Below are 13,569 nucleotides of genomic sequence, written 5' to 3'. Positions count from 1 at the left end.
CCCATGCTATCGGAGTATTGGACGTTTTGCAGCAAAATTCTCCCATCAACTTCACAAGGAGAATCAGATGTATGCAATTACCGGTATTACGGGACAAGTAGGCTCGGAGCTGGGCAAGCAATTACTGGCCGCCGGCCTGCCCGTGCGCGCCGTGGTGCGTGACGCAGCCAAAGGCCAGACCTGGGCCGCCCACGGCGCCGAGGTAGCGCTGGCCGACATCAACGATGCCGATGCGCTGGCCCATGCCTTTACCGGCGCCGATGCGGTGTTCGTGCTGCTGCCACCAACCTTCGATCCAACCGAAGGCTTTCCGCAGGCGCGCCGCAGCATCGCCGCCCTGCGCCAGGCACTGGCGACGGCGCGGCCGTCACGCGTCGTCGTACTGTCGACCATCGGCGCGCAAGCCACGCAGCCCAACCTGCTCAATCAGCTGGGCATCATGGAGCAAGAATTGGGTACGCTGGATCTGCCGGTGACCTTCCTGCGAGCCGCATGGTTTATCGAGAACTGCCAGTGGGATGTGCCATCGGCGCGCGCTGGCAGCATCGCCAGCTTCCTGCAACCGCTGGAGCGTCCGGTGCCGATGGTGGCCTGCGCCGACATCTCCACGCTGGCGGCCGAGCTGCTGCAACAGACCTGGCAAGGCACCCGCGTGGTCGAACTGGAAGGACCGCAACGCATCAGCCCTGTCGACATCGCCGCCAGCTTCAGCCGCCTGCTGGGCCGCGAAGTGAGCGCGCGCGCCGTGCCACGCGACACCTGGGCCGAACTGTTTGCGGCGCAGGGCATGACCAATCCAACGCCGCGCATGCAAATGCTGGATGGCTTTAACGAAGGCTGGATCGAGTTCGAAAAAGGGGAAAGCGGGTCGCACAAAGGCACCGTCACGCTAGACCAGGCCGTCGCCGGACTGCTGGCACGGGTGCAGGCATGAGCGGCCGCCTGTACGGTCAGCGCGTGATCGTGCTGGGTGCTTCGTCCGGGCTCGGTCTCGCCGTGGCGCGTGAAGCCTTACGTGAGGACGCGGAAGTCATGATCGTCTCCAGCCAGATGACACGCATCGAGAAAGCGCTGGCAATGCTCGGGCCCAAGGCGCAAGGCTGTGCGCTGGATCTGCGTGACGAAACCGCGATAGAGCATTTCTTTAACACCTGCGGCGCATTCGATCATCTGGTCTACACCGCCGGCGACTCGCTACAGCTTGCGCCGCTGGCCGATACCGATTTGCAGACGGCGCGTTCCGCGTTCGAGATCCGCTACTGGGGCGCGATGGCGGCGGCGAAATACGGCGCGCGCAACCTGCGGCCGGGAGGCTCGCTGACCTTCACCACCGGCATTGCGGCACAAAAGCCGCATGCCAACTGGACGCTGGTCGCCAGCGTGTGCGGCGCGGTTGAAGCCCTGACGCGCGCGCTGGCGGTGGAGTTGGCGCCCATTCGCGTCAATGCGGTATCGCCAGGCGTGGTGGCGACCAATCTGTGGTCCGGCATGACGGAGGAAGCCTGCCAGCGCATGTACGCCGACCTGGCCGCAAAACTACCGGTAGGCCGCGTCGGCTCGGCGGAAGATGTGGCGGCGGCCTACCTGTTCCTGATGACCAGCGGCTTCGCCACCGGCCAGGTCCACACCATCGACGGCGGCGGCGTGCTGGTGTAAGTAAACGCCCGCGCGGATGGCTTTACACCGCGCGGGCGTCCAGATACTCTTGGCATCCCATGGATTTCATTTGGCGTGCAATGAAAAAGCTGCTGCTCCCTCTTCTTACCTTGACCTGCGTGGTTCCGGCATATGCCAGCGTTGGTCCGCAACCGACGCCTGCGGCTCCCGCCATTGCCGCGCCGCGCGATATTCCATTTAAAGGCGACATCACGCTCAAGGTCGATGCTTCCGACCGCGTGCATAAAATCTTCCGCGTGCGCGAGACCATTCCGGTTCAGAAGTCTGGCGCCATGGTGCTGCTGTATCCGCAGTGGGAAAACGGCAGCCATTCGGCCACGCAGGAAGCGGCGCCGCTGGCGGGCCTGATCATCAAGGCCGGCGCGCACCGGCTGGAATGGCGGCGCGATGTCGTCAACCCGTTTGCGTTTCACATCGATGTTCCCGCCGGTGCGCGTGCGCTGGAACTGGAGTTCCAGTACCTGCCGGCAGCGAACGGCCCTAAACTGATTTCGCGCGACATGCTGACCCTGCCCTGGTCCAAGGTGGCGCTCTACCCTGCCGGCTGGTTCATCCGCAATATCGGCGTGCAGGCGGAATTGACGCTGCCCGACGGCTTCCAGTTCGCCACCTCGCTGGAGACGGCGCAGGCCAACGCCCATCGCGTCTCGTTCAAGACCGCCAGTTTCGAGGATCTGGCCGACGCGCCGGTGTACGCTGGCCGCTACTACAAACGTGTGGAGCTGACCAATGCACCGGCCATCCCGGTGCACCTGAATATGTTCGGCGATAACGAAGCTGCGCTGGACCTGCCGCCCGCGCTGGTGGAAAAATTCCGCGCGATGGCGACAGCCGTCCCGCAACTATTCCGCTCGCAGCACTATCGCCACTTCGATCTGCTGATGTCCTTGTCCGACGTGATGCCGTCCGGCGGCGGCGTGGAGCATCAGGAATCGACCGAGATCAACGTCTCGGCCAACTACGCGCGCGATGCGGGCGAACAGGTCTTGATGGCCAATCTGGTGGCGCATGAATTCATCCATTCGTGGAACGGCCGCACGCGGCAGCCGGCCGATTTGTGGTCGCCCAACCTGAACCTGCCGATGCGCGGCAGCCTGCTGTGGGTGTACGAAGGCCAGACCGAATTCTGGGCTCACGTGATGTCGCGGCGCCTCGGCTTGCGCACTATGGAGCAAAGCCTGGATGCGCTGGCGGTCGATGCGGCGCTGATGGCGAATCGACCGGGACGCGTGTGGAAGTCGCTACAGGACAGCACCGTCGATGCGCTGTACATGCCGGCCAAGCCAGTCCACTGGCGCGACTGGCAGCGGCGCGAGGACTACTACGCGGAAGGCGTGATGCTATGGCTGGACGTGGACATGCTGCTGCGTGAGCTGAGCGGCGGCCGGAAAAGCATGCTCGATTTTGCCGCCGCCTTCTTCGGCGCGGGACAGAATTCCCGCACCATCTCCACCTACGCTTTCGACGATGTCTGCAAGGCCTTGAACCGGATCGCGCCGTACAACTGGGCGGCCTATTTCAACACGCGCCTGAACGCGCATGACGACACGCATTTGCTCGATGGCCTGAAGCGCGGCGGTTATCAGCTGGTGTACACCGACCAACCGACCGACTTCTTCGTGCAGCACGAGGCGGACCTGGGCGGCATTGACCTCTCCACTTCACTGGGGCTGGTGATCGGCAAAAAAGGCGCGGTGAAAAGCGTAGCGTGGGAGGGCCCGGCGTTCAAGGCCGGCATCAGCCTTGGCGCCCGTCTGACGGCCGTCGCCGGCAAACCGTACACGGACGATATTCTCAAACAAGCCATCCGCGATGCCGCCACCAGCAAACAGCCAATCGGACTGTCCTTCGACGCCGACGGCGCATCGCACACCGTCAGCATCGCCTACTTCGACTCACTGCGCTACCCACAGCTTCAACGGATTTCCGGCACAGCAGACCATCTGCAAAGTCTCCTGCAACAAGACGGCGACATCGGAAAATAATTGCGCACTGCATCACAATGAGATAGTATCTTTTTACTAACTCATTGGAGGCTATTATGAAGGTCTTTGATTTGAGCCTGGCGGCCGTCGCGCTATGCTTTTCCGTTGCGTCCGTGTCTGCCCAGCAGCAAGCGCTCAGCGCTGCCACCGCCCCCGGTCCCATTGAGAGCGTGTCCGTCACGGCGCGGCGCTTCCACATGGAGCCGCGGGACTTCGAGGCCTTCGAATACGAGTATGTGCTCAACAACGGCGACATCGTGCGCTTCAGCCGCCGGGTCGGGCGTTTCTATGTGGGGCTGAGAGGCAAGCCCACGGTAGAGATTTTCCCCACCACCGCCGACCAGTTCGTGACCAAGGGCGGCGCCCGGCTGATCTTCACCGAAGGCGGCGACGCGCTGAACATCGATCACTACGAGACGCTACAAGCCTCATTTGGCATTCCGGTGGCGACCGCTCCGGCAGCGCCAAAATAAGTTGGTCAGCGGCCGAGCCCTGATTGGCAATCGGCTGGAATAAAACGCCGTCGCCCTTCCGCCTCGTATTCTTCCAGACTTTGCAGCCCAATCGCCAGGCGGCGACGGTTGACCAGTTCGCGGTCATCCACCGGATCGAGTACCAGATGACAGCGATCCGTCAGCGAGAATTGCGTCCCGTATTCTTGTGGGCGGCCTTCGTTGGCGGCAATGCGGTCGGCAAGGTAGGCCAGGTCGCGCGGAGTGGCAACGCCTGCTTTGACTGACGCTTCCAGCCATTCCTTTGCGCGACGTTGGAAAGCGAGGTCGCTATCCGCATGCTGGGCTAGCAGCCAGGCAGCATGGCTGTCCTTTGTTGTCTTGGGCCAGCCGCATGCTGCGACGATCGCTTTCAGCTGTTTCAGATTCTCGCCGTCGATGATCATCTGGCGTTTTTGCACACTCTCTTGTTCAGCGACAGTGGTCTGTTGATGCAGCTCTTGCCGAATTTGCTGGTCGGCGCCCGCCAGCTCGTTCAAGCGGGTACTGACGGCATCACAAGGAATGGTTTGCGCACTGGCCTGCAAAGCGAAAACCAACCAGCCTAAAAAAATGAATCGATTCTTCACAAAACTCCTATCCAAATCCAAGCCTGTTGCCCGCCTAAAGAATAGCATGCCGCCTTCAGCATGACGTATATCCAGGCTGTACGAATCAAATCACGCACCTTTGATCCAAACTAAAGATGAGTCAAACAGCAGGCGGACGATGGCGAAGATGTCCTGAGTCCGCTGGCTTTTCAGTCCGCTTGAAGGATATCGTCAAGCCGCTACACTGAAATGACTATCTATACGTGGGACGAAGCTAAGCGCAAGAGCAATCTGTGCAAGCACGGCCTGGACTTCGCCGACGCTTGTGCTGTGCTTGAAGCTGAAGCACTCGTCATTGAAGATTTCCGCCATGACTACGGCGAACAACGCTACAACGCTTACGGCTGGTGGAACGCCCAGATCGTATGCATCACTTACACGGAGAGGCGCAATGGACTACGAATCATTTCATTCAGAAAAGCCACTCGACAAGAATCAAGAAGATACCTTAGACGATCAAGATAGCTGGCTTAATGCGATGCCCAATCACGACGACGAAATCATCATTGATGAGGACGGACCGGAATATGATCCGAGGTATTTTGGTGAGCCGGTACATTACTTTAACGGCCGCGTGATTCCGCCCCGTCAATCGCCGCTGGATCCGTTTGATCCGGAGGTGCTGGCGTTTATGAAATCGATTACGCCATTGGTTCAGATGGCGCCGGACATCCTCGGCGGCATGCCAGTTTTCAAAGACACGCTGGTGCCGGTCAAGCGGATGTTCGACTATTTGTTGGCGGGACGGCCGATGGCGGACTTCCTCCATGACTATCCCGCCGTGTCGCGCGACGTCGCGGTCGCCGTGCTGGAAAACGATGCGACGATTTTTTATGAGGCGATCAGCAAGGCGATGGATTCAGCAGCGATGCCCTCTTCGCGTCCCAAATAACCCAGCTTTTCATTGGTCTTGGCTTTGACGTTGACCTGGCTGATGTCCACGCCCAAATCCTCGGCGATGTTGGCGCGCATCGATGGGATATGCGGCGCCATCTTCGGCCGCTGGGCGATGATGGTGCAGTCGATGTTGCCGATACTGTAGCCAGTGGCCACCACGCGCTTGGCAGCTTCCTTCAACAGCTTGCGCGAGTCGGCGCCTTTGAATTCTGGATCGGTGTCCGGGAAGTGTTTGCCGATGTCGCCCAGGGCGGCGGCGCCCAGGATCGAGTCGGTAATGGCGTGCAGCAGCACGTCGGCATCCGAGTGGCCCAGCAGGCCGACGTGGTGCGGGATGTCGACGCCGCCGATAATCAGTTTGCGGCCTTCCACCAGCGCGTGGCAGTCGTAGCCTTGGCCGATGCGGAATGGGAGTTTGCTCATGTTTAGTCTTCCTTGTTAGCCAGGTACATCTCGGCGATGCGGATGTCTGCTGGCAGCGTTACTTTTAAATTCCGTGGATGGCCTTCAATCAGGCGCGGCGCGTAGCCCAGCATTTCAACCGCGCTGGCATCGTCGGTGATGGCGTTGGCATCCGGCGCGCTGCCCAGGGCACGCAGCAGCAAGGCGTAGCTGAACATCTGCGGCGTCTGCGCCGCCCACAGGCCGTCGCGCGGCACGGTGGCAGCGCTGATGCTGGAGCCGTCCGTGGCGGGAGCGCTGCGCTTGATGGTGTCGACCACCGGCATCGCCAGCAGGCCGCCGGCCGGATCACCGCCGACACCGTGAATCAGCTTGGCGATCAGGGCGGGCGTCAGGCCCGGACGGGCGGCGTCGTGCACCATGACGAGATCACTCCCGGTGAGCACACCGTCCAGCGCACGCAAGCCGTTCAGCACCGAGTCCATGCGCGTGGCTCCACCGACGCGCAGCACGGTCACGCCGTCCAGCTCCGGCGGCAGCACCGAATCGATCACACCATCGTCCGGGCTGACGACGACGTAGGTGTGCGTCACCAGCGCGGAAGCGCGGAATGCGTCCACCGCGTGCCGCAGCATCGGCTTGCCGCCGACGGTCAGGTATTGTTTGGGGCCGTTCGCCGCCATGCGCGCGCCGACGCCGGCGGCGGGCAGCAGCGCAAAGTAGCGCGGTGGTGGTTGATTTGTTGCTGTCATCAGTTTCTCTATTTACGGCGGCGATTTACGATTGCCGCAATCTCGCCGTTGCAGGTCTGAGCCAGGCGCGCATACTCCTGCGGCGTGTCGATCTTGGCCTGTTCGATCTTGCCCTTGTCGAATTCCGCCTGGATGAACGGGAACCAGGTACCGTTAATCTCGTGCTCCAGCGCCGACATGGCGGTGCCGGACGGCGCGTACATCGGCTGTCCGGCGAAGCGCTTGTTCAACGCCGCCGTTACCACTTTCTCCACCCGCGCCAGATTGTCCATATAGGCCTTCAGGTGGCGCTGCTCGTGCGTCAGGATTTCCTTGTAGGCGCAGGTGCCCGGCGCAAACTCGTTGCCAACGTAGATCAACACCGGCGAATAATTCAGCTGGATGGTCACGCGCGGCGCCACGCATTCGTAGCCGCTGGCCGGGTCTTGCAGAATCGGTCCGCCCAGCGTGGCGCGGTAGATGCCTTTGGTGACGGTCAGTCCCAGCGTCTGCATGCGGTTGTCCATGCTGCCGGTGCGCGCGGTCAGTGCGCGGTATGGCAGCTGGTTGTTGATGGTGAAGCCGTTCTGCTGCGACGACAGCACCGACACCGTCTTGCTGATCGTATCTTCGCAGCGGATCTGGAATGGCGTGCGTTGCTGCGCCGCCTGCGCGCTACCAGCGGCAAGCAGCAGCGCGCACGCCATCCACAGTTTCATAGCTTCCAGTCGCCCGCGCGCAGCTTGTCCAGCCAGAAGATGCCGATCACGGTTTTGACGTCGGTGATCTTGCCTTCGCGGACCCATTGCAGCAGTTCGTCGATGCTGGCGGTGAAGGTTTCGAGGAATTCGCCTTCATCCAGTTTGGCCGGACCGGCTTTCAGGCCGCGCGCCAAGTACAGGTCCAGGTACTCGTCGGAGTAGGCAATGGCGTTGTGGATCTTGCTGACGAACTGCCATTCGCCGCCGGTGTAGCCGGTTTCTTCTTCCAGCTCGCGCTTGGCGGCGACCAGCGGGTCTTCACCCTTGTCGATTTTCCCGGCCGGGAATTCGATGAAGACGTCATGCAATGGGTAGCGATATTGGCGCTCCATCAGCACCGTGCCGTCGTCCAGCAGCGGCAGAATCACCACTGCACCGGGGTGCAGGATGTATTCGCGCTTGGTGCGCTTGCCGTTGGGGAGTTCTATGATGTCGCGCTGCACCTTCAGGAAATGGCCGTTGTAGACCAGTTCACCGTCGATGCGCGTTTCTTTGAGGTTGTCCATCCCTGCTCCACGATCGTATGAGAACGATAGTGTATCAGCCGTGAGGCTTGCGCAGGTAACGGACGATGAATCCCGGAAAACCGAGAACGACAAACAGGCAGCCGGAGATCGCGTAGAACTCCCACGTCTGCGGGAAGCGGACGCCGATATTGGCTTCGAGGGCGAAGCCAATAAAGCCAACCACCATGTACAGCGCCGTCATTTCCAGCAGCCGGATGACCAGCGGCTTGCGCTGCCATTTGGCGCCGACCACGGCGAACAGGCGGTCGTTGAAGAACGGCAGGTTGGCGGCCGCGAGTGCAACCGCGATCACCAACCAGCCGGCGGTGGAGGTATCCATCAGGTCGCGAGGGTCGCTTTGATGGCGGCCAGGCAGGCTTTCAGCATGCCTTCTGGCATGATGCCCAGCGCCACAACGGCCAGGCCGTTGATGCTCAGTACCAGCTTCATGTCGAACGGGGCGACGATCGGCGCGGTATCGACCGGCTCGTCAAACCACATGGTCTTGATGACGCGCAGGTAGTAGAACGCACCGATCAGCGAGAACATCACGGCGAAGATGGTCAGCCACAGTTGGCCGGTGGCCAGCACCGAGTTCAGAACGGCGAACTTGGCGGCAAAGCCCATCATCGGTGGCACGCCGGCCAGCGAGAACAGCAGGATGGTCATCACCAGCGCGAACCAGCCGTTACGCTTGCTCAGGCCCTTGAAGTCGGCCAGGTTGTCGGCGTCGAAGCCTGCGCGCGACGCCAGCATCAGCGTGCCGAAGGTACCGACCGTGGTCAGCACGTAGGTGATCACGTAGTACATCGAGGCGCTGTAGGCAGCGTCGCGGCCGCTCACGTCGGTGGTGCCCGCCACGCCCGACAGCAGGCCCAGCAGCACGAAGCCGATTTGCGCGATGGTCGAGTACGCCAGCATACGCTTGATGTTGGTCTGGGCGATCGCGGTCAGGTTACCGATGGCCAGCGACAGCACGGCCAGCACCAGCAGCATTTGCTGCCAGTCGAATGCCATTGGCATCAGGCCTTCCACCAGCAGGCGGATGCAGATCGCGAAGGTGGCGATTTTCGGTGCGCCGCCCAGCAGCAGGGTCACGGCGGTTGGCGAACCGTCGTAGACGTCCGGTACCCACATATGGAATGGCACGGCGCCCAGTTTGAACGCCAGGCCGGCTACCAGGAACACCAGGCCGAAGATCAGGATGGTCTTGTTGATGGTGCCGCTGGCTGCCGCCGCCGAGATCTGGGCGATGTCCAGGGTGCCGGTCGCGCCGTACAGCATCGACATACCGTACAGCAGGAAGCCCGACGCCAGCGCGCCCAGCACGAAGTATTTCATCGCCGCTTCGGTAGCGCGCACGTTGTCGCGACGGATCGCCACCAGTGCGTACAGCGACAGCGACATCAGTTCCACGCCCAGGTAGATCGACAGCAGGTTGGAACCCGAGATCATCACCATCTGGCCCATCATGGCGAACAGCGCCAGCACGTAGAACTCGCCGCCCAGGTTACCGCTCAGCATGTCGCGGTCGGCCGCGTACTGGCGCGAATACACCAGCGTCATGCCCACGGTCAGGTAGGTGAACAGTTTCAGCAGGTTGGCCATCGGATCGGAGACGAACATACCGTGGAAGGTATAGGTCGTCGTGCCGGCGGCGTAGTCGTGGTAGCTGATGCCGGCCAGGACCACCAGCATCAGCAGCGACAGCGCGTAGGTGAACGAACGCTGCGCCTTGGTCAGGAACATATCGATCAGCAGGATCGCCGAGGCGCCGATCAATAACGCGATCTCGGCGTAGGCCGGGACCAGGTTCACGGCCTCTTGTGGAATAGGTGTAGTCATTTATGCGTTTCCGTTTTCTTCTTAATGCGCCGGGAACGGCAGCTTGCTCTGTGCAACGTGTGCCAGCAGGTCCGCAACCGAGGTTTGCATGGTGTCGGTGAATGGGGCTGGGTACAGGCCCATGGCCAGCACGCAGACTGCCAGAATGCCCAGCATCAGGAATTCACGGCCATTCAGATCAACCAGCTCGGCGACGTGGTGGTTGGCCACTTTGCCGAAGATGACGCGCTTCGCCATCCACAGCGAGTACGCTGCGCCGAAGATCAGCGCGGTGGCTGCCAGCAGGCCGATCCAGAAGTTGTACTGGGTAGCGCCCAGGATCACCATGAACTCGCCGACGAAACCGGAGGTCGCTGGCAGGCCGCAGTTGGCCATCGAGAACAGGATAAAGAAGGCGGCGAAACGCGGCATCTTGTTGACCACACCACCGTAGTCGGCGATCTGGCGCGAGTGCGCCTGGTCGTACAGTACGCCGATGCACAGGAACATCGCGGCCGACACGAAGCCGTGCGAGATCATTTGCATGATGGCGCCCTGGGTGGCCATGGCGTTGAAGACGAAGAAGCCCAGGGTGACAAAGCCCATGTGCGCGATCGACGAGTAGGCGACCAGCTTTTTCATGTCTTTCTGTACCAGCGCCACCAGGCCGACGTAGATCACGGCGATCAGCGACAGGGTGATGACAAAGCCCGACAGGTAGTGCGATGCGTCCGGGGTGATCGGCAGCGAGAAGCGGATGAAGCCGTACGCGCCCAGTTTCAGCATGATCGCGGCCAGCACGGCGGAACCGCCGGTTGGCGCTTCCACGTGGACGTCCGGCAGCCAGGTGTGGACCGGGAACATCGGCACTTTGACGGCGAACGCCATGAAGAAGGCGAAGAAGATGGCCACCTGCTCGGTCATCGTCAGCGGCGTTTTGTGCCAGTACAGGATGTCCCAGCTACCCGATACTTTGTACAGGTAGATGATGGCAACCAGCGTCAGCAGCGAACCGAAGAAGGTGTACAGGAAGAACTTGAACGAGGCGTAGACGCGGTTGTCGCCGCCCCAGATACCGATGATGATGTACATCGGGATCAGGGTCGCTTCGAAGAAGAAGTAGAACAGCAGGCCGTCCATGGCGCAGAACACGCCGATCATCAGGCCGGACAGGATCAGGAACGCGCCCATGTACTGGGCCACGCGTTTCTGGATCACTTGCCAGGCCGAGATCACCACGATGATGGTGATGAAGGCGGTCAGCGGCACGAACCACAGCGACAGGCCGTCGATGCCCAGCGAGTAGAAGATGTTGAAGCGTTCGATCCACGCCGATTTCTCGACGAACTGCATGCCGTGCGCGGCGTTGTCAAAGTGCGTGACCAGCGGAATCGTCGCGCCGAAGCTGACGATGGACGCGATCAGCGTCAGCACGCGGGTAAAGCCGGCGTTGCTGTCGCGCCCTACTGCCAGGACGATCAGGCCGAAGATAATCGGGAGCCAGATCGCCAGGCTCAGGTACGGAGGTAGAGTAGATATGGTTTGCTGCATCATGGTTATCGTTATCTCTTTGCGTATCAGCTAATTAAGCGTGCCAAAACGGCAGGAAGTAGACCAGGAACCCCAGAATGCCGAGGATCATGACGAACGCATAGTGGTAGATGTAACCAGTCTGCGCCAGGCGGGTCAGCGTCGAGAACCAGCCAACTACTTTGGCGCTGCCGTTGACCAGCAGGCCGTCGATCAGTTTCTTGTCGCCGAAGTTCCACAGGCCTTCGCCCAGCAGACGGGCGCCGCCTGCAAACACCACCTGGTTGAATTTATCCAGGTAGTACTTGTTGTCCAGCAGCGTGTGCACTGCCTTGAACTTGGCGAAGAACCATGCCGGTACGCGTGGATTGATCATGTAGCAGTAGTACGAAGCGGCCACGCCGGCGATCGCCAGCCACAGCGGCAGCGAGGTCAGGGAGTGGATCGCCATGGCCACTGGGCCGTGGTATTCCTCGCCCAGCAGTTCCATCGCCTTGTGGTTTTCACCGATGAAGATCACGCCTTTGAAGAAGTCGCCGAACAGCATCGGGCCGATGGTCAGCGCGCCGATGATGACCGATGGGATGGCCAGCATGACCAGCGGGAACCAGACCACGAATGGCGACTCATGCGGTTTCTGACCTGGGGCCAGACCGTGGTGAGCGTGGTCGTCTTCCTCTTCCTCATGGTGCGCGTCGGAATCGTGAGCGTGGTCGTCGTGCGCGGCGGCATGGTGGTCGTCATGACCATGCGCGTGGGCCTGGCCGAAACGCTCTTTACCGTGGAACACCAGGAAGTACATACGGAACGAGTAGAACGCGGTCACGAACACGCCCGCCAGTACGGCGAACTGTGCGAAGCCGGCGCCCCAGATATGGGTCTCGCCCACTGCTTCGATGATCGAGTCTTTCGAGTAGAAGCCCGAGAAGAACGGCGTACCGATCAGAGCCAGCGAACCCAGCAGCGAAGTGATCCAGGTGATCGGCATGTATTTACGCAGGCCGCCCATGTTGCGGATGTCCTGGTCGTGGTGCATGCCGATGATGACCGAACCGGCGCCCAGGAACAGCAGTGCCTTGAAGAAGGCGTGGGTCATCAGGTGGAATACGGCCACCGAGTAAGCCGACGAACCCAGCGCAACGGTCATGTAGCCCAGCTGCGACAGCGTCGAGTAAGCCACCACGCGCTTGATGTCGTTCTGGATGATGCCCAGGAAGCCCATGAACAGCGCGGTAATCGAACCGATCACCAGGATGAAGCTCAGTGCAGTGTCCGACAGCTCGAACAGCGGCGACATGCGCGACACCATGAAGATGCCGGCGGTAACCATGGTTGCCGCGTGGATCAGTGCGGAAATCGGGGTTGGACCTTCCATCGAGTCTGGCAGCCAGACGTGCAGCGGGAACTGCGCCGATTTACCCATCGCGCCGATGAACAGGCAGATACAGGCGACGGTCAGCAGCATCCAGTCGGTGCCTGGCAGAGTCAGCAGAGCCAGCGCTTCGCGCTTGGCGAACACGTCCTGGTAGTTCATCGAACCACCGTAGGCCAGCAGCAGGCCGATACCCAGGATGAAGCCGAAGTCACCCACACGGTTGACCAGGAAGGCCTTCATGTTGGCGAAGATCGCGGTCGGACGGGTGTACCAGAAGCCGATCAGCAGGTACGACACCAGGCCCACGGCTTCCCAGCCGAAGAACAGTTGCAGGAAGTTGTTCGACATCACCAGCATCAGCATGGAGAAGGTGAACAGCGAGATGTACGAGAAGAAGCGGTTGTAGCCTTCGTCTTCCGCCATGTAGCCGATGGTGTAGATGTGCACCATCAGCGACACAAAGGTCACCACGCACATCATCATCGCCGACAGCGAGTCGATCTGGAAGCCGACTTCCATTTTCATGCCGGCCACGGTCATCCAGTTGTAGATGGTGCCGTTGAAGGTTGCGCCGTTGAGCACGTCGTTCAGCGTCATCGCCGAAATGATGAATGCCACCAGCACGCCCAGGATGGTCGCCGCGGTCGAGGTCTTGCGACCGACCACGTTGCCGAAGAATTTCGTTCCCAACAAGCCCGCCACCGCCGCGCCCGCGAGGGGCGCCAGTGGTACGACCAGCAGGAGATTAGGGTTAAGAGTAACCGCCATGATGAACCTTA

At 61.1% G+C, this 13,569-nt stretch carries 15 protein-coding genes; 6 read left to right on the top strand and 9 right to left on the bottom strand.

Annotated elements, in window-relative coordinates; all coding sequences use genetic code 11:
• Nucleotides 1–67 precede the first annotated feature (67 nt).
• The 4 genes from GTP69_RS04690 to GTP69_RS04675 all read left to right on the top strand — a co-directional run bounded on the left by GTP69_RS04690 (nt 68) and on the right by GTP69_RS04675 (nt 4,135).
• Entirely contained in the window at nt 68–934 is an 867-nt protein-coding gene (locus GTP69_RS04690) for an NAD(P)H-binding protein (RefSeq protein ID WP_161053775.1), read from the top strand.
• A complete protein-coding gene (locus tag GTP69_RS04685) occupies nt 931–1,656 on the top strand; it encodes an SDR family oxidoreductase (protein WP_161053774.1) in 726 nt (241 codons plus the stop codon). The genes GTP69_RS04690 and GTP69_RS04685 overlap by 4 nt, the downstream gene beginning before the upstream one ends.
• Before the next feature lie 80 nt (nt 1,657–1,736).
• A complete protein-coding gene (locus GTP69_RS04680) occupies nt 1,737–3,662 on the top strand; it encodes a M61 family metallopeptidase (protein ID WP_161053773.1) in 1,926 nt (641 codons plus the stop codon).
• 56 nt (nt 3,663–3,718) lie between these two features.
• Nucleotides 3,719–4,135, top strand: coding sequence for a hypothetical protein (locus tag GTP69_RS04675; protein WP_161053772.1), 417 nt, complete (start codon nt 3,719–3,721; stop codon nt 4,133–4,135).
• Nucleotides 4,136–4,140: 5 nt separating this feature from the next.
• Here the strand turns inward: GTP69_RS04675 and GTP69_RS04670 are convergent, their stop codons facing one another.
• A complete protein-coding gene (locus tag GTP69_RS04670; RefSeq protein WP_161053771.1) occupies nt 4,141–4,743 on the bottom strand; it encodes a DUF6624 domain-containing protein in 603 nt (200 codons plus the stop codon).
• Nucleotides 4,744–4,953: 210 nt separating this feature from the next.
• Between GTP69_RS04670 and GTP69_RS31810 the strand changes: the two genes are divergently transcribed.
• Entirely contained in the window at nt 4,954–5,229 is a 276-nt protein-coding gene (locus tag GTP69_RS31810; RefSeq protein ID WP_161053770.1) for a BrnT family toxin, read from the top strand.
• Nucleotides 5,156–5,656: a DUF433 domain-containing protein gene (locus GTP69_RS31030; protein WP_202424288.1), complete on the top strand. Its 501-nt coding sequence runs from the start codon at nt 5,156–5,158 to the stop codon at nt 5,654–5,656. Before GTP69_RS31810 ends, GTP69_RS31030 begins: the two co-directional genes overlap by 74 nt.
• Here the strand turns inward: GTP69_RS31030 and ispF are convergent.
• From ispF to nuoL, 8 genes are read right to left on the bottom strand one after another with little or no spacing between them, the layout of a single operon-like run.
• A complete protein-coding gene (gene ispF, locus GTP69_RS04655; protein WP_161053769.1) occupies nt 5,596–6,084 on the bottom strand; it encodes a 2-C-methyl-D-erythritol 2,4-cyclodiphosphate synthase in 489 nt (162 codons plus the stop codon). The two genes, GTP69_RS31030 and ispF, sit on opposite strands and share 61 nt — an antisense overlap.
• A gap of 2 nt (nt 6,085–6,086) precedes the next feature.
• Complete coding sequence (gene ispD, locus GTP69_RS04650; RefSeq protein WP_161053768.1) at nt 6,087–6,815, bottom strand: 2-C-methyl-D-erythritol 4-phosphate cytidylyltransferase; 729 nt, start codon at nt 6,813–6,815, stop codon at nt 6,087–6,089.
• 8 nt (nt 6,816–6,823) lie between these two features.
• Nucleotides 6,824–7,513: a hypothetical protein gene (locus GTP69_RS04645; protein ID WP_161053767.1), complete on the bottom strand. Its 690-nt coding sequence runs from the start codon at nt 7,511–7,513 to the stop codon at nt 6,824–6,826.
• Nucleotides 7,510–8,061 carry an NUDIX domain-containing protein gene (locus GTP69_RS04640; protein WP_161053766.1) on the bottom strand — a complete coding sequence of 184 codons (552 nt, stop codon included), beginning with the start codon at nt 8,059–8,061 and terminating at the stop codon, nt 7,510–7,512. Before GTP69_RS04640 ends, GTP69_RS04645 begins: the two co-directional genes overlap by 4 nt.
• Before the next feature lie 34 nt (nt 8,062–8,095).
• Nucleotides 8,096–8,401 (bottom strand): DUF2818 family protein, encoded by a 306-nt coding sequence (locus GTP69_RS04635; protein WP_161053765.1) that lies wholly within the window; start codon nt 8,399–8,401, stop codon nt 8,096–8,098.
• On the bottom strand, nt 8,401–9,906 hold the full coding sequence (nuoN, locus tag GTP69_RS04630; RefSeq protein ID WP_161053764.1) for an NADH-quinone oxidoreductase subunit NuoN: 1,506 nt from the start codon (nt 9,904–9,906) through the stop codon (nt 8,401–8,403). The genes GTP69_RS04635 and nuoN overlap by 1 nt, the downstream gene beginning before the upstream one ends.
• A 21-nt stretch (nt 9,907–9,927) precedes the next feature.
• Nucleotides 9,928–11,439 carry an NADH-quinone oxidoreductase subunit M gene (locus tag GTP69_RS04625; protein ID WP_161053763.1) on the bottom strand — a complete coding sequence of 504 codons (1,512 nt, stop codon included), beginning with the start codon at nt 11,437–11,439 and terminating at the stop codon, nt 9,928–9,930.
• Between the two features lie 31 nt (nt 11,440–11,470).
• Complete coding sequence (nuoL, locus tag GTP69_RS04620) at nt 11,471–13,558, bottom strand: NADH-quinone oxidoreductase subunit L (protein WP_161053762.1); 2,088 nt, start codon at nt 13,556–13,558, stop codon at nt 11,471–11,473.
• Nucleotides 13,559–13,569 lie beyond the last annotated feature (11 nt).

The sequence above is a fragment of the Duganella levis genome (genome assembly GCF_009857605.1).
Taxonomy (GTDB): domain Bacteria; phylum Pseudomonadota; class Gammaproteobacteria; order Burkholderiales; family Burkholderiaceae_D; genus Rugamonas; species Rugamonas levis.
This window is presented reverse-complemented; position numbering and strand designations above follow the sequence as displayed.